Genomic DNA, 21,695 nt, shown 5'->3' with positions numbered 1-21,695 from the left:
ATCATGGAAATCATTTCGGAAAACAAATGTTTTGGCGGTGTTCAGGGCGTTTACAAACACGCTTCAAGCGCTACGCAATGCGATATGACATTTGCGGTGTTCATGCCCCCACAGGCGGCGCAAAACCCTGTGCCCGTTTTGTGGTATTTATCTGGGCTGACCTGCACCCACGAAAACGCCATGATCAAAGCGTTCGCGCAAGGTTTCGCCGCAGAACATGGGCTGGCACTTGTATTTCCCGACACATCCCCACGCGGGGACGATATTGCAAATCATGATGATTATGATTTGGGTCAGGGCGCTGGTTTTTATGTGAATGCCACGCAAAAACCTTGGGCGCCACATTTCCAGATGTGGGATTATGTAACGGATGAATTACCAACCTTGGTTGCCACAGAATTTAATGTCCGCGCAGATGCAAACGGGATCACGGGGCATTCGATGGGGGGGCATGGTGCATTAACCATCGCGATGACCCTGCCCGATCGTTATCAATCATTGTCAGCCTTTGCACCCATCGCCAACCCAACCGCATCCGATTGGGGACGCAAACAGTTTAGCGCATATTTGGGCGATGATGAAACCACTTGGGTTGCCCATGATGCCAGCATTTTGATGCGTGAACACGGGTTTCATTCGCCCATTTTGATCGACCAAGGTTTGGGCGACAATTTTCTGGATTTGTTGAAACCACAATCCCTGAACGATGCCATGGCCGCGCGCGGCCAAGCGGGTGAATACCGCATGCAAGACGGGTATGATCACAGCTACTATTTTGTACAAAGCTTTATGCAAGATCACATTAAACATCACGCGGCGTTATTGACCTAAAGCGCGGCGATTTTTTCATCGAATACGGATTTGGCACGTGCCCATGTGCCAAGTTTGTCTTCGCTAAAGTCCAATAAAATAGGCAAGAGTTGTGCTGCGTAATCCGCACTGCTTTCCAATGGTAACATGGATGGCAGATTATCAATCGCCATCACATCCAACACGGGGGTATCCGCCACGCGAATGATGGGCGCATCAAAACGCGTGTTATCGCCATAAATTGGGATCGGGTTATAAGGGCTGTTTGGATCACAGGCGATATCGGCAATCACGCTCAGGCTTCGTGATTTGGCAACGTCATCCGCGCCAAAAAACAGCGGTGTTTTGGGGGATGCCAATATACAATTAAGGAAAATGTTATGCTGTGCAATTTCGGGAAATGGTCCCCCGCTTGCGGTCTCATCCATGTCCCATTTTGTGACATCCAAATTCAGCGCCGAAAACAAATCACCCGCCCCCGTGCCAACACGCCCAAGTGCGCCGATCACAATCGCATTGGGGCGCGTATCAACCGCGCCAAGTGCCTCTTTCAATTCATCAACAAGGGCCGCCTGATTTGGATAGCTCGGCACAGCGCCCAGCGTTTCACCGCGCTGTTGTGCAATCCACGCCATCAAGCCAATGGCAGCACCTGCAAACCCGGCCCAATATCCAAATGCCGCCACGCGGCGCCCCGTGTCATCAACCAGAAATTCCAAATCATACAGCGTTCCACCACCACGTTTAAACCGATCTAGGTTTTGTGGGGCGGCATCCTGCCCCTTAAAAACATGGGCGAATTGGATATGGCGATGGATCAGCGGAAAATCCAAAATTGGCAATTCCTTTAACCCCAAGATAACCGTATCGCGTGGCGCATCCATCCACGTGCCACGTTCCACCATGTCACAGCCAAGTGCGGCGAAATCGGCATCGTGATGTGCGCGATCATCGCTGCGTTCCACCGTAAGTTTTGCGCCCGCCTGCATTAATGCGGATGCCTCTGTTGGGGTAATTGGGCTACGATGTTCGTTATTGTGATCTTCTGCACGAAGCCAAAAATGTGGTGTCATGGTGTTTCCTTTGTCCGTGGGGGATTTAAACCGCAATTGATGCGCCAAGTCCATGCTTGACCCGCTGTTCAATCTGCGCAAGTTTCCACCAAAAAGGATTGCGACATGACATTGCCCAAAACCCCATCTTTTCGGCTGGACGGCAAACGTGCCTTGGTTACGGGGGCAAGTTCGGGCATCGGGCTTGGCTGTGCAGTGGCACTGGCTGAAGCTGGCGCAAATGTCACCATTGCCGCGCGAGGTGCGGATCGGTTGCAAGATATCGCAACGCAAATGCGCACCGAAGGTTGGGAAATTGAATCATTGGTCATGGATATTGGCGATGTTGAAAACACCGCCAAGCAGGTCGCCGATCACGGCCCGTTTGATATATTAATCAACTCCGCTGGTTTAGCACGCCACAGCGAGGCCACAAAAACCACCCCTGATGATTTTGACGCGGTCAGTGATCTGAATATCAAGGGTGCGTATTTTTTGACCCAAGCCGTGGCCAAGGGTTTGATCGCGGCAGGCAAGTCCGGCAGCCTGATCAACATATCATCACAAATGGCCCATGTGGGTGGCATTGATCGCGCGGTTTATTGTGGCACGAAACACGCGGTCGAAGGGTTCACAAAATCCATGGCGATTGAATGGGGTAAGCTGGGCATTCGTGTGAACACCATTTGCCCGACATTCATTCGCACGCCTTTGACGGCTGCGACATTTGACGACCCTGAAAAAATCGCATGGGTGGAGTCGAAAATCAAATTGGGCCGCGTTGGCGAAGTAACCGACATCATGGGTGCTGCCGTGTATTTGGCAAGCGATGCCAGCGCGATGGTGACAGGTACTTCATTGTTAATCGACGGTGGCTGGACCGCAGGTTGATTAATTGCGTGTTGGATCAAACCCATAAATCCAATCGTTTTTTGCCAGCAATATATTTGGCGCAATCTGTCCCACGGCCCAAAGCGGGGCATAGGTGAAGCACCGCGCCATCGCGCCATGTCTGTGAAACATGCGAAGATTGCGCGTGGAAATCGCCTGAATTTTGGTGCAGCGTTTGATACGTTTTTCAAAATAAAGCGATGCACCTTGTGCGATATTTGGCGCGGATGACACCGTTTGCGCCAAAACATATGCATCTTCGATGGCCTGCACCGCGCCCTGCGCCATCGATGGTAACATCGGATGCGCAGCATCCCCCAACAGAACAACATTGCCATCCGACCATTGTTTTAGCGGCGCGCGATCAAACAGCGCCCAGCGAAACATATTGGGTGATTTTTCGATGATCGTTTGAATAATCGGATCCCAGCCATCGAAATCGGCCAAGGCATCAGATTTTTCACCCTGAACAGACCATCCTTCGCTGGTCCAAACATCGGTTTCAACGATGCCCACAAAATTCGCCACCTTACCTGCGCGAATGCGGGTGGTTACAGCGTGGCGCGATGATCCCGCCCAAATACACCCCGCAGGCGGTGGCACTTGTTCACCCAATCGATCCATGGGCACAACACTGCGCCATGCGGTGTTTCCAGTGAAACGTGGTTTATCAGGGCCGATCATTTGGGTGCGGATTTCAGAACGAATGCCATCCGCCCCAACAATAAGGTCAGCCTCAATCATGCGCCCATCGGCACAGATCACAGATGGGGTTGCATGGGCATTTTGATATCCCGTCACCTGACAATTGGTTTGTACCACATTACCCACACGTGCATGTAGGGCCGCCAATAATCCGTTTAACAAATCTGCACGATGGATTTGCACGTATCGCGCACCCCAACGATTTTGCGCCTGGGCTTTCATCGGAATTTGAAAAATCCGCCGCCCCGTTGCCCCCATACGCAATTCGATATTTTCAGGTTCAAACCATTTTTCATTAATATAGTCTGTTACACCAAGGGATTGTAAAACCTTCATCCCATTTGGGCTTATCTGAAGACCGGCACCCACTTCTTGTATCTTTGCGGCACGTTCCAAAACGTTGACGTCCCATCCGCGCATAGCCAAGGCCAAGGCCGTCGTTATGCCGCCAATTCCCGCCCCAACAATCACTGCTTTCATGAGATTCTTTCCTTTGTCACAACACATTCACCAATCAACGCAAAAGGTCAATTTATTGCGCAAACCATGACGTAAACGTAAGAACGTAACGTCTTATTGAGTGATTTGGCCAAATTACACCTTGCGCCGTGCAGGGTTCACACTGTTTTATGTCGCCAGCAATCTCGCGTTTCTGACGCGGCTCAATTCACACTAAATGAGGGCTATTATGACAGACGCCTATATCTATGATGCAATTCGAACCCCACGGGGCAAAGGCAGAAAAGACGGCAGCTTGCACGAAGTGACCGCTGTGCGCCTATCTGCAGAAGTGCTGAACGAAACAGCAAAGCGCAATAACCTGACAGATACATCGCAAATCGAAGACGTGATTTGGGGCAATGTGACCCAAGTTGGCGAACAAGGTGCGTGTTTGGCGCGTTCTGCCGTTTTATACTCTGATCTGGACGAAAGCGTTCCAGGCGTTTCCATCAACCGTTTCTGTGCATCTGGTTTGGAAGCAGTGAACATGGCCGCAAACCAAGTGCGCGGTGGTGCCGGTAACGCATATATCGCCGGTGGTGTTGAAAGCATGAGCCGCGTGCCAATGGGCATGGACGGTGGCGCAATCGCGGTTGACCCCTATTTGGCAATGAAAGCATATTTCGTTCCACAGGGGATCAGCTCTGACATCATCGCAACGAAATACGGGTTTAGCCGTGATGATTGTGATGCATACGCAGTTGAAAGCCAAAAACGTGCGGCGGCAGCAACCAAAGCAGGCCATTTCGAAAAATCACGCATCATGGTCAAAGACCAAAACGGTTTGGACATTTTGGGTGTGGACGAACAAATTCGCCCAACAGATATGCAAGGTTTGGGTGCATTGCGTCCATCATTCAAAGACATGGGTGAAACAATGCCCGGTTTTGATAAAATCGCATTGATGAAATACCCAGAACTGGAACGCATCAATCACGTTCACCACGCGGGCAATTCATCTGCGATTTCTGATGGTGCGGCGGCTGTATTGATCGGGAACAAAGAGTTTGGCGAAGCAAATGGCCTGAAACCACGCGCACGTTTCAAATCCACCGCGAAAATCGGCACAGACCCAACCATCATGTTGACGGGCCCTGTTCCGGTAACAGAAAAAATCTTGCGCGATTCAGGCATGGATATCGGTGATATTGATCTGTTCGAAGTCAACGAAGCATTCGCATCTGTTGTGTTGCGTTTCATGACACATTTCAATGTTGATCATGGCAAGCTGAACGTTAACGGCGGCGCCATTGCGATGGGGCATCCATTGGGTGCGACGGGTGCAATGATCCTTGGCACGTTGCTCGATGAAATGGAACGCAGCGACAAAGAAACCGGTCTTGCAACATTGTGCATCGGTTCTGGCATGGGTGCGGCAACCATTATCGAACGCGTATAATGCCAAAACTTGACCTTGATATGGTGCCTGTAAAAACAGGTTCGATCTATCCTGATCCTTTTGCCGCTGAAATGGCGGGGCGCACATCGTTGCGTTTGGGGGATGCCGGTGGATTGACCCAGTTTGGCGCCAATCTTGTCATCCTTGAACCAGGGGCGAAATCATCATTGCGCCACTGGCATTTGAACGAGGACGAGTTTGTCATGGTCACGGATGGTATTGTGACGTTGATCGACGATCACGGCGAAACCCAAATGAGCGTTGGTGACTGTGCCGCATTTCCCGCAGGCGATGCAAATGGTCACCATTTTATCAATAAAACGGATAGGATTGCACGTTTTCTGGTGGTTGGCACCAAGGCCCCAACAGAAACCGCAACCTATTCAGACATCGACATGAAGGTGGAAATGCAGGGCGGTTCCTGCACATTCACCCGCAAGGATGGCTCACCATTGTGAGCACCCATCGAAAGGGAAGAGAAATGACTGATTTTCATTATGACGTAGACGGCGACGGCGTTGCCACAATCACATGGGATTTGCCAAATAAATCCATGAATGTGTTGAACCTGCAAGGCACGGCGGAATTGGACGGGCTGGTTGACAAAGCCTTGGCAGACGACGCTGTCAAAGGTGTGGTTATCACATCTGGCAAAAAAGATTTCGCCGGTGGTATGGATTTGAACGTGATCAAGAAAATGGCCGAAATGGCGGGTGATAACCCAGCCCAAGGTCTGTTTGACGGGATCATGAATTTCCACCGCATCACACGTAAAATCGAACGTGCGGGCATGGATCCAAAAACAAACAAGGGTGGGAAACCAATCGCGGCGGCTCTGCCGGGTACGGCGCTTGGCATTGGCTATGAAATTCCATTGTCCTGTCATCGCATTTTTGCGGCGGACAACCCTAAGGCGAAAATCGGCTTGCCAGAAATCATGGTCGGTATTTTCCCAGGTGCAGGTGGTACAACACGTCTGTCACGCAAAATGGATATGATGACCGTGTCACCAATCCTGTTGCAGGGCAAATTGCACGATCCCGTAAAAGCGCAAAAAATTGGTTTGGTTGACGAAGTTGTTCCCGCCGATGAATTGCTGGCCAAAGCCAAAGAATGGGTTTTAAACGCAACAGATGCGGATATCGTGAAACCTTGGGATCAAAAAGGTTTCAAAATGCCAGGTGGCGCACCGTATCACCCTGCTGGTTTCATGACATATGTTGGCGCATCCGCAATGGTGCATTCCAACACCCAAGGCGTGTATCCCGCAGCCAAGGCAATGTTGTCGGCAATCTATGAAGGTGCTCAAGTACCATTCGACACGGCGATCAAAATCGAAGCACGTTGGTTCACCCAAGTATTGATGAACCCATCATCATCGGCAATGATCAACACATTGTTCACATCCAAACAAGCGCTTGAAAAAGGTGCTGTTCGCCCCGCTGGTGTACCAGACATGAAGGTCAAAAAGCTTGGCGTTTTGGGCGCGGGCATGATGGGTGCAGGCATTGCATTCGTATCCGCCAAAGTTGGGATCGAGGTTGTATTGCTTGATCGTGATCAAGAAGCCGCTGATCGTGGTTACGCCACGGTTGAGGGATTGCTTGATGAAGGTGTGAAACGCAAAAAAGTAACACCAGAAAAGAAAGCAGAAATCCTTGGCCGTTTGACAGCAACACCAGATTACGCAGCGCTCAAGGGCTGTGATTTGATTGTTGAGGCTGTGTTCGAAGACCCAACCGTTAAGGCCGGTGTCACCAAAGACGCAGAGGCACAATTGGAAGCGGATGCAATTTTTGCAACCAACACATCCACATTGCCAATCACCGAACTGGCCAAAGCCAGCCGTGATGATGAACGTTACATCGGCATCCACTTCTTTAGCCCAGTTCACAAAATGAACTTGGTTGAAATCATCAAAGGTAAAAACACCGGTGATGATGCGGTGGCCAAAGCATTGGATTACGTGGCGCAAATCAAGAAAACACCGATTGTGGTGAATGACGAGCGTTTCTTCTATGCCAACCGTTGTATCCTGCCATATGTGAACGAAGGTATCACAATGTTGGCCGAGGGTGTGGAACCAGCCTTGATCGAAAACGCTGCCAAATTGCTTGGCATGCCGCTTGGCCCATTGCAATTGGCGGACGAGGTTTCCATCGACCTGTCAGTGAAAATCATCAAGGCAACACAAGCCGCACTTGGCGATGATTACAAAGCGACAGAGGCTGAAGGCATCTTGTTCAAATTGTTCGAAGAAGAGCGCATGGGGCGTAAAAACAACGCTGGTTTCTATGCCTATGACGAAAAAGGCAAACGTATCGGCATTTGGGAAGGTTTGCGCCGCGAATGGCCTGTGACCGAAGATGCGCTTGATCTGACCACCGTTCAGCACCGTTTGGCGATGGCACAGGTTTTGGAAGCTGTGCGTAGCTTTGAAGACGGCGTGTTGATGGATATCCGCGAAGGCGACGTTGCCGCGATCCTTGGCTGGGGCTTTATGCCATGGTCTGGTGGCCCGTTCAGCTGGTTGGACATGATCGGCGCAGAAAAAGCCGTGGAAATCTGTGATGGATTGACCAAAACATATGGCGAGCGTTTCACGACACCAAAAATGTTGCGCGATCTGGCCGCATCTGGTGAAACATTTTACGGCAAGTTCGGTCCAAAGGTTGAAAAAGCCGCATAAAAAAGGGGCGAAAGCCCCATCAAAAAATAGAAAAGGCGGGCAATTTGCCCGCCTTTTTCATGAACGAATGATCGGATTAGATCATACGGTCACGAAAGATATAAGCAGCGATTTGATCACGGTTGATACCGTATTTCGTTGCCAATTCAACGTCTGTCAGATTGTTCATCTCTTCGAACTTTGCAGAGCGTGAATGTGCTTCGCCAACTTTGATGAACCAGTTACCGATAGAAGATAATACTGATACAGCGATGTCGCGAACTGATGCGGTTGTTGTTGCTACTTGAGCCATTTTGACATTCCTTTCTTGGTTGTCATGCGTTTTGTTACCCTGAATATGGGGCCAGATGGTGCAATGCACAACAATACAAATCGCAAAGTCGCTATGCGCTCAACGCATAACCTAACGTAACATCTATGCAAAATAAAAGGGCAGCAATTGCTACCCTTTTGAAAAAATGATCAGTTTTGAAACAGCTTATTTTTTTGCTGCTGGCTTTTTCGGCGTTGTTTTCTTGGCTGCCGTTTTTTTCACCGCACGGCTGGTTTTGGTTGATGCCTCTTTCGCGGCCTCAACAGCTTCGTCAACCGCATCGGCAACGTCTTGGTTCACATCTTCGGCGCGATATGGTGTTGCATTGCCGGCGTTTGCCTTGCGTTCATCCAGTTTTTGCTGAAACACATCTTTTTGTTCGCGACCGAATTTCATCACATGGCTGCCAAAAATGCCCAATGCACCACCGATCAACAACACGATCGGCATTCCATTTGCACCCGCGATTGCAATCAACAACGAAGCAACCAACAAACACGCCACAAAAGACAACACACGTAAATCCGCCTCTGGCATATCCAATTGTTCCTGAATCATGCCCCCCAGCGGTTTTTCCACATAACGTGACGTGATCCCCGCGACCACTCCCAATATCAGATTAAATAGCATCATACCCTCATCGCTTTTGAATTATCCCTTTATATCTAGGGACGAGAGCCACAGATACAAGTTTATCGAAACAAGGTTGGTTTCGACTAATCCTTGCCGATGGATATCAGGTTGTATTTCAAAAGCCAGATCAGACACTTGTCCAACACCGCATCATCCATATCAAAAACACCGCGTTGCAGGGATTCATACGATGCGCGTTTGTTGTTTTGGATATATTCCAACACCGCCGCATAATTATCTGCCTTGCTGGATGCACGTTTTAGCGCGGGAATTTCGCGCAATCGCACCAAATCAAGCACGGTTTCCTTGGCGTTATCGGATGTATTTGCGCAAAATCCACGCCCGCCAAATTCAGCAACATCGCTTGGATAGCTTGCGAATAATGTACTTGGGTCAAGCGCGACAGGCGCGGTTTGGGGTTTATAGGTAAAGTTTTCATTCAATTGATGCACACGGCGTGCATCCAATTCGGCCCAAAACGCTTGATACTGCGGGATCACGTTTTTCCAATCATAAATCATTTGCGCACGTTTGCGCCCCGCTGTACCCATTTTTTGGCGTAAGGCTGGATCGTTAAACAATTGCGCAAAAACACCCGCCATTTGGGCGACATCGATATAGGTTTGAAAACTTACCTGCCCCATATATTGGGCATAGCTATCTGTGCCCATGAAATGGCGTAATGCTTCGATGCGCATGCTGCCCTGTTTGGGGCCATATGTGCTGATACGTGCGCCAACATCTGGTGTAATCGTATCTTTGAACCCATCCCAATCGGACACAACAACAGGTAATCCAGCGGCCATTGCTTCGACAGGGGCAAGCCCGAATGTTTCTTGTATATTATCAACAGGATGGGTGAACACATCGCCCGCTGACCACAGCCCCATCGCCATGGGTTCCTTGGTGCCATCAACGTGGTGATATTTGACACTTGGCGCCAATTTACGCGCACCATTTTCAAACACACGACGGGTGACATTATCGCTATACGGCCCAACAGCAAGGAAATGAATTTTATGCGTGGTATTACCTGCTGCGATTTCAAGCGCCTGAAACAACGGCAATGGATCAAATTTACCAAAGCTATTGAGCCGCGACATGGTCAGAACCACAATTTCATCTGGCCCCACATTCAAACGCTCTCGCCATGATTTTCGTGCGTTTTCATCACGCGCAAAATCCTTGGTGTGGATACCAAGTGGGATCACGGGGGTTTGCGGGCGTGCGGGCAGTTTCCCAAATCGTTGTTTTAAAAACTGATCCGCCTGATCGAATTGATAGTCAACCGATGCTTTCACCGCGTTTGATGTGCAAATCACCCCATCCCATTCCAGAACGGGCGCAGATCGCATATCAAAAATTCCCTGCATCACGCGTTTTGTGGCCGTCGTATGTGTTATGCCACAGATCGAAAATGCCTGTCCGCCCAAATGATGCCGCCGCCATGCCTGTTCCGACAGGTTTGGACCGGGCATGTTTAAAACACTGGCATCCCCTGCCAGGCCCGGACGTGATAAAATGCGCGTGACAACTTCGCCATCATAACCAAGCGATTTTGCAAATTCACGAAAACCATCACCTTGGGTTTTATTATCTACTGCACCACATAATCGATCCACGCCGGCATGTTGAATATATCCGCGCAAAAACGATTCACCCGCAATGCGCCGCCCGTTTAATGTGTTTTTCTTGGGGTCAAACCCATCATTGTGAAAATAGATGGCGACATCAGGCGTGGCAGAATTTGCAGATTTACGAAATGACATTCAGAACCCAGTACAAAATCATGGCGATCCCATCAGGACTCGAACCTGAAACCCCCTGCTTAGAAGGCAGGTGCTCTATCCAGTTGAGCTATGGGACCTTGTGATGAAGTTTTGCTATAGCTGGGGTTTGTTTTCAAGGTTAAAGGCGGGCAAAATCCGCCTTTCGCACAACCTGTGTTATTTGATCAATGCGTCCAGACACCACGACGGTTGGTGGCAAAGTTTTCGCCATATCCACCAGCGCGAACATTATGTTTGCGTGGTTTTGGTTCTTGAACGCTAAATGCGATGCCTTTGGATTGCGCATAAGCGATTGCGGCATCTTTGCTTTCAAATGTTAATTTGATTTGGCTGTCCATATCACCTGAACTTGTCCAGCCCATCAATGGGTCAACGGCGCGTGGTTCTTCTGGTGCATATTCCAAAATCCAATTTTTTGTTTTCGCCTGGCCAGATTGCATTGCATTACGAGCAGGCTGATAAATACGCGCGGTCATTGAACAAAACCCTTTGTGTTATGATTCCACTGCTTATCGCCAAATCTGCGCAATTGATCAAGCACTCCTTGGCGTTTTCACCAAGGGTGTTACTGGCCAATTGTTAAGGTGAGGGGTGGGGTAGGTCAAACAATTGACCAGTAACTTTTCGCGGCTTGCGTCACAAAACACGCTGGTTCTGCAAGCCGAGCAACAGAACAAACCAATTAAAATTGCAGTACCAAATAAATTTAACCCAATTAATCATGCAGTATTCGTTTACGTCTTCTGTAGCTTTGGTTTGCAACGACTTGGTTAACAACAGGTTAAATATTCACATTATTTCTAGGGTACTTGTGTTTTAGGACATCAGTGTTGCAACCTGTGCATTCATTATCCGTCTGGGAATCATTTTCATGTCGCAAGCCGAAGTCATCACGCAAAATCCACGCGCCCAGAAAAATAAACTGGAAGGTGGGAAAAAATTCATCCTGCATTCCGAATTTTCACCCGCAGGTGATCAACCCACCGCCATTGCCGAACTGGTTGGTGGATTGAATGCGGGTGCGCAAAATCAGGTGCTATTGGGTGCGACGGGCACGGGTAAAACATTCACCGTCGCCAAAATAATCGAGGCGACACAGCGCCCCGCCATTATCTTGGCACCAAACAAGACGCTTGCAGCACAGCTTTATGGTGAATTCAAAAGCTTTTTCCCCGAAAACGCGGTCGAATATTTTGTAAGCTTCTATGATTATTATCAGCCAGAGGCATATGTCCCACGATCCGACACTTACATTGAAAAAGAATCCCAAATTAACGAACAGATTGACCGTATGCGCCATTCAGCAACCCGCGCATTATTGGAACGTGATGATGTGATCATTGTTGCGTCCGTTTCGTGCATTTACGGCATCGGCTCCGTTGAAACCTATACCGCCATGACACAGGATTTATTGGTTGGCGAAAGTTACGATCAACGTCAAATCATGGCCGATCTGGTGGCACAGCAATATAAACGGAACGATCAGGTATTTGCACGCGGCACATTTCGCGTGCGCGGCGATAGCTTGGAACTTTGGCCTGCGCACCTTGATGATCGCGGCTGGCGCTTGTCGTTTTTTGGTGAAGAACTTGAAAGCATCACCGAATTTGACACGCTCACAGGCGAAAAAACCGATCGGCTGGAAAAGGTGCGCGTATATGCCAATTCACACTATGTCACCCCAGGGCCTGCGATGAGCCAAGCCATGGTCGGCATCAAGGCCGAATTGGAAACACGCCTAAAACAATTCGAAGCCGAAGGAAAATTGTTAGAGGCACAACGCTTGGAACAACGCACCAAGTTTGATTTGGAAATGTTGGGAGCCACGGGCGTTTGCAACGGGATTGAAAACTATTCACGGTATTTGACAGGGCGTGCACCGGGTGAACCGCCCCCCACCCTGTTTGAATACATCCCCGATCACGCCATCGTTTTTGCGGACGAAAGCCATGTATCCATCCCCCAAATTGGCGGCATGTACAAAGGTGACTTTAGCCGCAAAATCACCTTGTCCGAACATGGGTTTCGCTTGCCATCATGCACGGACAACCGCCCGCTAAAATTCGAAGAATGGGATGCCATGCGCCCACAATCGGTGTTCGTATCGGCGACACCGCAAAAATGGGAATTGGAACAATCGGGCGGGGTTTTTGCCGAACAGATTATTCGCCCCACTGGGTTGCTTGACCCCCCCGTTGAAATTCGCCCCGTTGAAACGCAGGTCGATGATTTGCTGGATGAAATTCGCATTGTTGCAGATGCAGGAAATCGTGTGTTGGTGACGACACTGACCAAACGCATGGCCGAGGATCTGACAGAATACTTGCACGAACAGGGTATTCGCGTGCGCTATATGCACAGCGATATCGACACGATCGAACGTATCGAAATCCTGCGCGATTTGCGGCTGGGTGCATTTGATGTGTTGATCGGGATTAACTTGTTACGCGAAGGGTTGGATATCCCTGAATGTGGCTTGGTCGCGATTTTGGATGCGGACAAAGAGGGTTTCTTGCGATCTGAAACATCATTGGTACAAACCATTGGGCGTGCGGCGCGTAACGCCGATGGGCGCGTGATTATGTATGCCGATCGCATCACAGGCAGCATGGAACGCGCATTGGGCGAAACCAATCGACGGCGCGAAAAACAACATGCTTATAACATTGAACATGGCATCACACCGCTGACCGTGAAAAAGAATGTCGAAGATGTGTTAGAGGGTGTTTTTGGTGCCGATACCGATCAATCGCGCATCACCGCCAAAACGAAATCCGCCAATTTGATCGGCGCTAACCTGCAAGCGCATCTGGATGGTTTGCGTAAGGATATGCTTAAAGCCGCTGAAAATCTCGAATTCGAAGAGGCCGCGCGCATCCGCGACGAGGTCAAACGCCTAGAGGCGGTGGAGTTAGCCGTGGCAGAAAACCCAATGGCACGTCAATCGGTGATCGAGGCCGCCGTTGATGACGCGATTAAAAAATCGGGGCGAAGTTCGGCGGGCAAGGGTGGCACACGTGTGCGCAAAGGGAAAACGCAACGCAGGTTTTAAATGACAAAACCTAGCTGAAAAGCTAGGTATCAATATAAATTCATTAATTTAAACTTTTCATAATGAAACAATTTTATGTGCTTATTTCTCTGGTCTTTTTCGCTGCCCCATCATGGGCGCAATCGGTTTGTGATGATCTGTGGTTGTCGCGAAATGTGATCTATGATGCGCATGGCTATTGCTTTGGCTCCACGCTCGGCAAGGCGATTTTTGACAATAACGGCTGCACCAGTGTCGATCCCGCATTGCCCCCTGCATTACAAGAACGCATCACCCGAATTTGGGCACAGGACAAAGCGCTGGAATGTGCAGTTGATCAATCCCAAACCAGTATTAGCGTTTATAATCAAGCATCGCGCTTGCGTCTGTTAACCCAACCCATCGCGACCGAAGACAATGTAAAGGTTTGCTTTGGCGCACAACCAGATAAACCCATTGTTCTACACAAAGATAAAACCGAAACATCACCCGTGCTGGCGGTAATCGACACGGGTGATACGCTTGGCTGGCTTCACCTGAACGAGGGTGACTGGCAATTCATCACATTGATGAGCAAATCCAAACCCGGCAAAATTTCATCTGGCTGGACAGATCAAGCAGGCAATTTACAATGTGATGAAATCGCGGGCTAAACTTGGATCGGATCGTCACAGCGCACTTCGCATCGCACCTTGCCGCGCACGGCCTGTGACCAATTCAAACTGATCTGTGTTTTATTGCTTCCCAGTTCCGTCAACGCATAGGGCATGGTGTAAACCGCACCTGACGACCCTAGAACCGGCCCCTCTGGCACCACAGCGGTGACATGGCGCGCACGTAGCCCAAAAGGCATGTAATCCGCCAAATCCGCCGACCAAACCGAACCATTGCTGCTGCGCGACACTTCGATATTCACAGGGCTTTGCGTCACATAATTCACCCGCGCAAATTGATTATCGGCAAAAATCAGGTTTTTGGTTTTTGATCCGTCCAATTCGGCAAATGTCGTTGTCACCTGTTCAACACGATCAATATCAACCGATCCAAATTGTTTGAACGTGTTTCCTGTCACCGACAGGCCGCTAATATATTGCCCCGTGCCATAAGGTTTCACGCGGATATAGCTAAACCAAGTTTCAGTACCACTTCCGGTGAACACATTACCAGTGATCGTTAATTGGCCAAATGATGTATCATCTGCATCGGGGCGGGGCGAATGTTCATTGGTCCATGACAGGTAACAATTATCAACGTAATTTCCGGTGAATGTGCTTTTGAAACCCTTGGCGGCAAAAATCATACCAGCGGTGCGATCAGATGTTCCTTGGTTATCACCTTGGAAAAAGTGGTTGCCAGAAATGATATTACCTGTGCCGCCAACAATACCAAAATGTTTGAACCGCGTGGCGCGATTGTCTCGAATTTTTGCATCATTCGCATTGATATTGAATCCAATCGTCACCCGATCTGCAACCGCTTCGTCTTGTTCCCAAGATAGGAATTGGCACCGATCAATCATAATCCCCGAACAGCCATTCCCCACCGATGTGATCCCGCGGTCTTTGGGGCTGGTGATGAAACAATCTTTGACGTGGAAAATTTTACCATTTCGCGGCAATAAAATCGCACTGGCAAATTTATTACAGCGAAAATCAATTGCATCCACAACAAAGCGTTGCATGGAATGAAAGCCTGAAAAATCCAACAGGTATTTGAAACGTGTAAACGTGTAATTTTGGTTCGCATTCGCACGATAAAGCGCCTGACTCAGCGTGATTGTATTGTTGGGAATATCCACATCGCGCACATAAACTTCGCGCCCCACGCCATTGCCCTCGATATGTGATCCAATTTGGATGCTGGCGATATTTTGAACATCGGTTAGCGTATAGGGATCATCGGTGTCATAGCTTGCAGATGCAACGACGGTATCAATATCCCAATTGTCGTTGTTTGATGCATAAAGTTCTCCGTTTTGAATAACTTTGCGCGTACCAAATGTATCGCGATTGCCAATAACGCCATGCACATCAATCGGCCCGCTTAGATGCACAATGCGCCCGTTCAGATCCAATGCCTCGTGATCGGTATAGTTAAACAGCGCTTGAATCGCTTTTTTCAACGCGATTTCTTCGTCGCCAAACGCATCTTCGTACATGTTGAAATTGAAATTCTTTGCCAATTGCAAAATCGCATCATCGGGCATGACCAAATGCCCCTCAAACCGAATGCGATTATTCATGGTTATGGTTTGCGCGATGTAATATGTGCCCGCTGGCACCAAAATATCGCGCCCGTTGGCATCTGCATCGGCGGCCTCGAACGCGCTTGAATTATCGGTCACACCATCGCCAACCGCACCGTAATCGGCAACATCAACAACATCCATCATATTGCGGTGAAACACGGATGTGACATCCTCGATGCGGATATTTTCAACGCGCACCACACCGCCATCTGCGCCCGTTAAATCAATGCCAAAATGCCCGTAAATCGGATCGCGACCCCAAACCATATCCACGCCAGTGCGCGACCCCGATCCGATAATCGCCTCGATGGTTTCCACCTTGCCATATTCGCTAAGCGCCGTCAGAGGCCCAGTTTCATCAACGCCTGATACATGGCTCCCGCCTGCACCCCCTGCCCAGCCTGCGATGCGCACCGATGGCATTTGCCCGCTGATCGCCTTGATACGCACACGCACGCGCAAATAACAGCCAGGCAACATCGGGATTTCCCCCATATATCGCAGGCGCTGAACGCTTTGAGTTTTTTGCATTTCTAAACACAGGCCAAAATCAGCGTCCGCTGCGATCAAGGTTGCATTTGTCGCCCCATCATAGGTTGGCGAACCGGGGGTTCCATCCACGCTCGACCACATATCAAGACCATCACCAAACGGTGCAGGTGTGAAATTAATGCCATCTGTGACTGCTTTATTCATCGAAAAATCCTTTGATAATCTGGCCAAAGCCAATGCATGCAAATCTGAATGCAATTTATCGTTAAGGATTTAAAAACCGCTTATGTCACCGTACGCTGCTTTGGATTATACCCCGATATCTTTGCTGCGCTGAATATCCACACCGTTGATTTTCCATCCGTTTTCCATTTCAATCATGGCATATTCCGCAATGAAACCACGCCCCTGTTGATCGATGATATAAACATATTGGTAAATCACGCCGCCCTTTTCTTGTTGTTCTTTGAACTCGATGCGGCTGGGGCGATGCACCATGGGATATCCGTTGGTGACCATCTGTGAAAACCGATCCACATCGCCATACATGCGTTGAATATTGGGGGATGCAAATTCATATGCGCGCTCAAAATCATCCATCTGAAATGCTTTGAATTGATCGCTAATCACGCTTTCGATGTCATTATTTCGCGCCTGCATTGGAAATGCGATGCAGAGCATCATGGTCAAACTGATCAATAATTTTTTCATTTTCCTTCCCTCTCTGTTGGTCTTCTTTCGAAGACACGCAATGGCATGCAAAATAGTTTCAACATTGCTTGACGTGGGGCAATTCACTTTGCCATACTTACGCTATGGGGTTTACGAACACCCCAAGAGGCTTTGGCCCAAGTTTCGTGTCCAACCAATCCACAGGAAGGATGCGCCTATGCCATCGCCAAATGAAATTAGCATATCAAAACTGTCACGACTGATCGGCACACCCAATTGCCCGATCCTTATCGATGTGTCCATCGACGCGGATTTTAACGCTGATCCCTATCTGATCCCCACCGCCACACGTCATCTGTTTGACAACATCGCCGCGTTGGTACCCACGTTGCAGGGTAAATCCGTGGTGGTGATCTGTCAAAAGGGCAAAAAACTATCCCAAGGAACGGCGGCCATTTTGCGCGGACATGGCATTGCCGCTGAATATCTCGCGGGTGGGAATTACGCATGGCGTGATGCGGGTGAACTGCGGATCGAAAATGCCGCAATCCCGCGCGGCCCACAAGGGCATAGCATTTGGGTCACGCGCCACCGCCCCAAGATTGATCGCATCGCTTGTCCGTGGTTGATCCGCCGTTTCATCGATCCAAACGCACAGTTTTTGTTCGTGTCCCCATCCGAAGTTACAGGCGTCGCAGAACGTTTTAACGCCACCCCGTTTGATATTGATAACGTCCACTTTTCCCATCGCGATGATCGGTGCAGCTTTGATGCGTTTTGCGATGACTTTAACCTCCATTCCCCTGCCCTTGATCGCCTTGCCACCATCATTCGAGGCGCGGATACCAACCGCCATGATCTTGCCCCCGAATGTGCAGGTCTTGTTGCGGCATCCCTTGGATTGTCGCGCATGTATTCCAACGATCACCAACAACTTGATGCGGGCATGACATTATACGACAGCTTTTATCGCTGGGCGCGTGATGCCACGGGCGAAAAGCATGATTGGCCAAACGCAAAGAACAAGGTTTAAATCAAATGTCATCCACCCCAACCTTGCGCACGGCCAGCCGTGTTTGGACAAAAATCGGCCTGTTGTCATTCGGTGGACCAGCGGCACAAATCGCCTTGATGCACCGCGAAATTGTAGAACAAAATCAATGGCTAACTGAGCGCCAATTCCTGAACGCGTTGAATTTCAGCATGTTGTTACCTGGGCCAGAGGCAATGCAATTGGCCACCTATGCGGGGTGGCGATTGCACGGCACAATTGGTGGATTGATCGCAGGGTTAATGTTCGTCCTGCCCGGTGCAATCGTCATTGCAATCTTGGCCACGATCTATGCCTATTTTGGATCTGTCCCCTTGGTCAGCGCCCTCTTCCTTGGGGTTAAGGCCACGGTTGTGATTATCGTGATAGAGGCCTTGTTGCGCGTCGCCAAAAAGGCATTGCATCAACCGCTGCATTGGGCGATTGCACTGGCGGCATTCATCGGCATTTTCTTCCTTCAAATCCCCTATCCGTTGATCGTCTTACTCGCAGCACTCACAGGTTGGGCATTCCTCAAAAACAGTGATATTTCTGAACCTGTTCAACCCCGCCAACCGCTTTCAAAAATGTTGCGCACGGTTGTGATATGGCTGGCAATTTGGTGGCTGCCTGTCTTGGCGCTTGAACTGGTAACAGAACAATCCATCCTCACCGAAATCGCCTACTTCTTTTCCAAACTGGCGGTGGTCACGTTTGGCGGCGCTTATGCGGTGCTCGCCTATATGGCGCAAGACGTGGTCGCGATCAAAGGCTGGTTGCATACCGGTGAAATGATGGATGGGTTGGGATTGGCCGAAACCACACCGGGGCCATTAATCTTGGTCACCGAATTTGTCGGGTTTTTCGCAGGCTTTCGCGAGGGCGGTATTGGCATGGCAATCATGGCCGCGATTGTCACACTTTGGGTCACATTCACCCCCTGCTTTTTGTGGATCTTCTCAGGTGCGCCCTATATCGATTGGATCGGTGCACAGCCCAGATTGCATGGCGCATTATCCGCCATCACCGCCGCTGTTGTTGGCGTGATTTTAAACCTCTCAATCTGGTTTGCACTGCACGTATTTTTCGATGTCGTAAACACCAACACCCTTGGCCCCATCACATTGTTGACACCCAGCCTTGTCAGCATCAATTGGCTGGTTGTGACACTGGCAATTCTTTGTGGCGTTTTGCTGTTAAAACGCCACTGGAATGTTGTGACTGTATTGGGGTTAAGCGGTGCGCTGGCGGTGATCGCCAGCGCCGTTGGCTTAGGATAGTTTGCCGTCCAAACCATCCTTGATCAAAGCGATGGTTTCATCGACACCGTAAAGCGCGATAAACCCGCCAAAACGCGGCCCTTGTGATGCGCCCAACAATACCTCGTAAATCGCAGTGAACCAATTGCGCAGCGGTTCAAACCCGTGGATTGTCCCCACCGCAAATACGATGGATTGCAAATCATCTGCATTGGTGAAATCAAGCGTTTCAACGGGGGCTTGCCCGTTCGCCTTCATTTCATTTTTCTTATCAATCATGGATTTCGCCACATCCACATCACCAAGTGCGGCTGCCAAATCGGCAAGTGCTGCACGTTCTTGATCGCTGGCGGCGCGGAATGTTTTGTTGGGTTTTACAAAATCATGGTAATAGCGCACGGCAAAACCCGCCGCTGCGTCCAATCCAGGGTGCGTTTCAGGCGATGCGTCGGGTGCGTATTTGTTGATAAAGCCCCACATCGCATCCTTGGTTTCCGCACTGGACACAGATGCCAAATTCAACAACATCGCGAATGGCACAACCATATCGGATTTCGGTACATTTTCGCCGTGGATATGGAACACAGGATTGTTCAAACGCTGTGTGATATCTTGGTCCTCATATGCGCGCAGTTGTTGATGATATTCATCAACCGCCTTTGGGATCACATCAAAATGCATCCGCTTTGCGGTGCGCGGTTTTTGATACATGAAATACGACAGGCTTTCCGCACTGGCATAGGTTAGCCATTCATCAATCGAAATTCCGTTACCCTTGGATTTTGAAATCTTTTCACCGTTTTCATCCAAGAACAGCTCGTAAACATAATGTTCGGGTGCTGGCACCCCCAAGATACGACAGATTTTATCGTAGATATGCGTATTGGTGGAATGATCCTTGCCATACATTTCAAAATCCACACCCAGCGCGGCCCAACGCGCACCAAAGTCTGGCTTCCATTGCAATTTCACCTGACCACCGGTCACGCTTACGGTGTGTTCTGTGCCATCTTCATCATCGAATGTGATGGTGCCATCTTTGGCATTCACAGCCTTCATCGGCACATAAAGAACGCGCCCGGTTGATGGGCTGATCGGTAAAAATGGTGAATATGTTTTTTGGCGTTCTTCGCGCAGGGATGCGAGCATCACTTCCATGATCTCGTCATATTTTTCCACAGCACGCAGCAGGATTTCATCAAACTGACCTGTGCGATAAAATTCGGTCGCACTGTAAAATTCATATTCAAAACCGAATGTATCCAGAAAACGCAACAACATCGCATTGTTATGCGCACCGAAGCTGTCGAATTTGCCAAACGGATCTGGCACATCGGACAGCGGTTTTTGCAAATGCGGTGTTAATCCATCTGGGTTGGGCACGTTATCGGGCACTTTGCGCATGCCGTCCAAATCATCTGAAAAACAGATCAATTTGGTGGGGATATCTGAAATCACCTCAAACGCGCGGCGGATCATGGTTGTGCGGGCAACTTCGCCAAATGTGCCGATATGGGGCAAACCTGATGGGCCATAACCCGTTTCAAATAAAACGAAACCCTTTTCGGGTGCGCCTTTTTGAAAACGTTTCAACAGCTTGCGCGCCTCTTCAAACGGCCAAGCTTTGCTTTTCATTCCCGCATTGCGCATATCAGACATTGTTTTATTCCAGATTGAGGTTGGTTTTGTTCACCTCTCCTATTGCCCCGCGCGGCTGTGGTCAATAATCTGCAACGCGAAACAAAGGAAATATCATGTCTGATTCAGATACAACACCCTGGTCCGCCCAAGACGCGCTTGTCGCGATGATGGTTGCGGCATCCATATCCGACCAAGCAATCAAAACGATCGAGCTTTTGTCAATTGAACGCATCGTCAATCACCTGCCTGTTTTTGCAGGGTACAACACCGATCATTTACGATCTGTGTCCAATTCCGTGTTTGATTTAATGGAAATTGATGATGGGTTGGATGCGCTTTTTGGTTTGGTCAAAGAGGCCCTGCCGGAAAAGCTTTATGAAACTGCATATGCGCTTTGTTGTGATGTGGCCGCCGCCGATGGGCGCCTGCGCGAAGAAGAGCTGCGTTTTTTACAAGAAACCCGATATGAATTGGAAATTGATCGTCTGCGCACCGCCGCAATCGAATGGGGTGCGCGCGCACGTCATATGACACTTTAG

At 49.4% G+C, this 21,695-nt stretch carries 19 protein-coding genes and 1 tRNA gene; 10 read left to right on the top strand and 10 right to left on the bottom strand.

From position 1 onward, the window contains the following. Window positions 1-3: 3 nt before the first annotated feature. Window positions 4-831 carry an S-formylglutathione hydrolase gene (gene fghA, locus BFP76_RS06445; RefSeq protein WP_099592353.1) on the top strand — a complete coding sequence of 276 codons (828 nt, stop codon included), beginning with the start codon at window positions 4-6 and terminating at the stop codon, window positions 829-831. Here fghA and BFP76_RS06440 read toward each other — a convergent pair. Beyond that, a complete protein-coding gene (locus BFP76_RS06440) occupies window positions 828-1,883 on the bottom strand; it encodes a saccharopine dehydrogenase (protein WP_099593938.1) in 1,056 nt (351 codons plus the stop codon). The genes fghA and BFP76_RS06440 overlap by 4 nt on opposite strands. A gap of 105 nt (window positions 1,884-1,988) precedes the next feature. On the opposite strand from BFP76_RS06440, the gene BFP76_RS06435 reads away from it, so the two are divergent. Next, window positions 1,989-2,753: an SDR family NAD(P)-dependent oxidoreductase gene (locus tag BFP76_RS06435; RefSeq protein WP_099592352.1), complete on the top strand. Its 765-nt coding sequence runs from the start codon at window positions 1,989-1,991 to the stop codon at window positions 2,751-2,753. On the opposite strand, the gene BFP76_RS06430 is transcribed toward BFP76_RS06435, so the two are convergent. Further along, complete coding sequence (locus BFP76_RS06430; protein ID WP_165775673.1) at window positions 2,754-3,938, bottom strand: FAD-dependent monooxygenase; 1,185 nt, start codon at window positions 3,936-3,938, stop codon at window positions 2,754-2,756. It abuts the gene before it with no gap. A gap of 208 nt (window positions 3,939-4,146) precedes the next feature. Here BFP76_RS06430 and BFP76_RS06425 point away from each other — a divergent pair, with 208 nt between their 5' ends. Genes BFP76_RS06425 through BFP76_RS06415 form a run of 3 tightly spaced genes read left to right on the top strand, consistent with a single transcriptional unit; the run spans window position 4,147 to window position 8,047 of the window. Then, window positions 4,147-5,358, top strand: coding sequence for an acetyl-CoA C-acetyltransferase (locus BFP76_RS06425; RefSeq protein ID WP_099592350.1), 1,212 nt, complete (start codon window positions 4,147-4,149; stop codon window positions 5,356-5,358). Beyond that, complete coding sequence (locus tag BFP76_RS06420; protein ID WP_099592349.1) at window positions 5,358-5,816, top strand: cupin domain-containing protein; 459 nt, start codon at window positions 5,358-5,360, stop codon at window positions 5,814-5,816. The genes BFP76_RS06425 and BFP76_RS06420 overlap by 1 nt, the downstream gene beginning before the upstream one ends. Before the next feature lie 23 nt (window positions 5,817-5,839). Further along, window positions 5,840-8,047, top strand: a complete 2,208-nt coding sequence (locus BFP76_RS06415; RefSeq protein ID WP_099592348.1) for a 3-hydroxyacyl-CoA dehydrogenase NAD-binding domain-containing protein — start codon at window positions 5,840-5,842, stop codon at window positions 8,045-8,047. A gap of 76 nt (window positions 8,048-8,123) precedes the next feature. On the opposite strand, the gene BFP76_RS06410 is transcribed toward BFP76_RS06415, so the two are convergent. The 5 genes from BFP76_RS06410 to BFP76_RS06390 form a co-directional block, all read right to left on the bottom strand. Beyond that, on the bottom strand, window positions 8,124-8,339 hold the full coding sequence (locus tag BFP76_RS06410; protein ID WP_133117399.1) for a DUF1127 domain-containing protein: 216 nt from the start codon (window positions 8,337-8,339) through the stop codon (window positions 8,124-8,126). Window positions 8,340-8,525: 186 nt separating this feature from the next. Beyond that, window positions 8,526-8,993 carry a hypothetical protein gene (locus tag BFP76_RS06405; RefSeq protein ID WP_133117398.1) on the bottom strand — a complete coding sequence of 156 codons (468 nt, stop codon included), beginning with the start codon at window positions 8,991-8,993 and terminating at the stop codon, window positions 8,526-8,528. A gap of 83 nt (window positions 8,994-9,076) precedes the next feature. Then, entirely contained in the window at window positions 9,077-10,762 is a 1,686-nt protein-coding gene (locus BFP76_RS06400) for a glycosyltransferase family 4 protein (RefSeq protein ID WP_099592345.1), read from the bottom strand. Between the two features lie 21 nt (window positions 10,763-10,783). Further along, window positions 10,784-10,860, bottom strand: a tRNA-Arg gene (locus BFP76_RS06395). 87 nt (window positions 10,861-10,947) lie between these two features. Then, window positions 10,948-11,259 (bottom strand): ETC complex I subunit, encoded by a 312-nt coding sequence (locus BFP76_RS06390; protein WP_099592344.1) that lies wholly within the window; start codon window positions 11,257-11,259, stop codon window positions 10,948-10,950. 395 nt (window positions 11,260-11,654) lie between these two features. On the opposite strand from BFP76_RS06390, the gene uvrB reads away from it, so the two are divergent. Together uvrB and BFP76_RS06380 are read left to right on the top strand one after the other, a co-directional pair. Beyond that, window positions 11,655-13,835 (top strand): excinuclease ABC subunit UvrB, encoded by a 2,181-nt coding sequence (uvrB, locus tag BFP76_RS06385; protein ID WP_099592343.1) that lies wholly within the window; start codon window positions 11,655-11,657, stop codon window positions 13,833-13,835. A gap of 62 nt (window positions 13,836-13,897) precedes the next feature. After that, entirely contained in the window at window positions 13,898-14,467 is a 570-nt protein-coding gene (locus BFP76_RS06380) for a YARHG domain-containing protein (protein WP_099592342.1), read from the top strand. Here the strand turns inward: BFP76_RS06380 and BFP76_RS06375 are convergent. Then, the gene (locus BFP76_RS06375; RefSeq protein WP_099593936.1) at window positions 14,464-16,758 is read right to left on the bottom strand and encodes a glycosyl hydrolase family 28-related protein; all 2,295 of its coding nucleotides are present in this window, start codon (window positions 16,756-16,758) and stop codon (window positions 14,464-14,466) included. The genes BFP76_RS06380 and BFP76_RS06375 overlap by 4 nt on opposite strands. A 105-nt stretch (window positions 16,759-16,863) precedes the next feature. After that, on the bottom strand, window positions 16,864-17,265 hold the full coding sequence (locus BFP76_RS06370; protein ID WP_099592341.1) for a DUF4864 domain-containing protein: 402 nt from the start codon (window positions 17,263-17,265) through the stop codon (window positions 16,864-16,866). A 178-nt stretch (window positions 17,266-17,443) separates the two neighbouring features. Between BFP76_RS06370 and BFP76_RS06365 the strand changes: the two genes are divergently transcribed. Both BFP76_RS06365 and chrA read left to right on the top strand, forming a co-directional pair. Then, entirely contained in the window at window positions 17,444-18,259 is an 816-nt protein-coding gene (locus tag BFP76_RS06365) for a chromate resistance protein ChrB domain-containing protein (protein WP_099592340.1), read from the top strand. Window positions 18,260-18,264: 5 nt separating this feature from the next. Next, window positions 18,265-19,536, top strand: a complete 1,272-nt coding sequence (gene chrA, locus BFP76_RS06360; protein ID WP_099593934.1) for a chromate efflux transporter — start codon at window positions 18,265-18,267, stop codon at window positions 19,534-19,536. On the opposite strand, the gene BFP76_RS06355 is transcribed toward chrA, so the two are convergent. Next, a complete protein-coding gene (locus BFP76_RS06355) occupies window positions 19,528-21,174 on the bottom strand; it encodes a lysine--tRNA ligase (RefSeq protein ID WP_099592339.1) in 1,647 nt (548 codons plus the stop codon). The two genes, chrA and BFP76_RS06355, sit on opposite strands and share 9 nt — an antisense overlap. A gap of 95 nt (window positions 21,175-21,269) precedes the next feature. Between BFP76_RS06355 and BFP76_RS06350 the strand changes: the two genes are divergently transcribed. Continuing rightward, window positions 21,270-21,695 carry a tellurite resistance TerB family protein gene (locus BFP76_RS06350; protein WP_099592338.1) on the top strand — a complete coding sequence of 142 codons (426 nt, stop codon included), beginning with the start codon at window positions 21,270-21,272 and terminating at the stop codon, window positions 21,693-21,695.

This window comes from Paramylibacter kogurei (assembly GCF_002742285.1).
Lineage (GTDB): Bacteria > Pseudomonadota > Alphaproteobacteria > Rhodobacterales > Rhodobacteraceae > Amylibacter > Amylibacter kogurei.
Note: the sequence above shows the minus strand (reverse complement) of the source record. Positions and strands in the feature narration are given on the sequence as shown.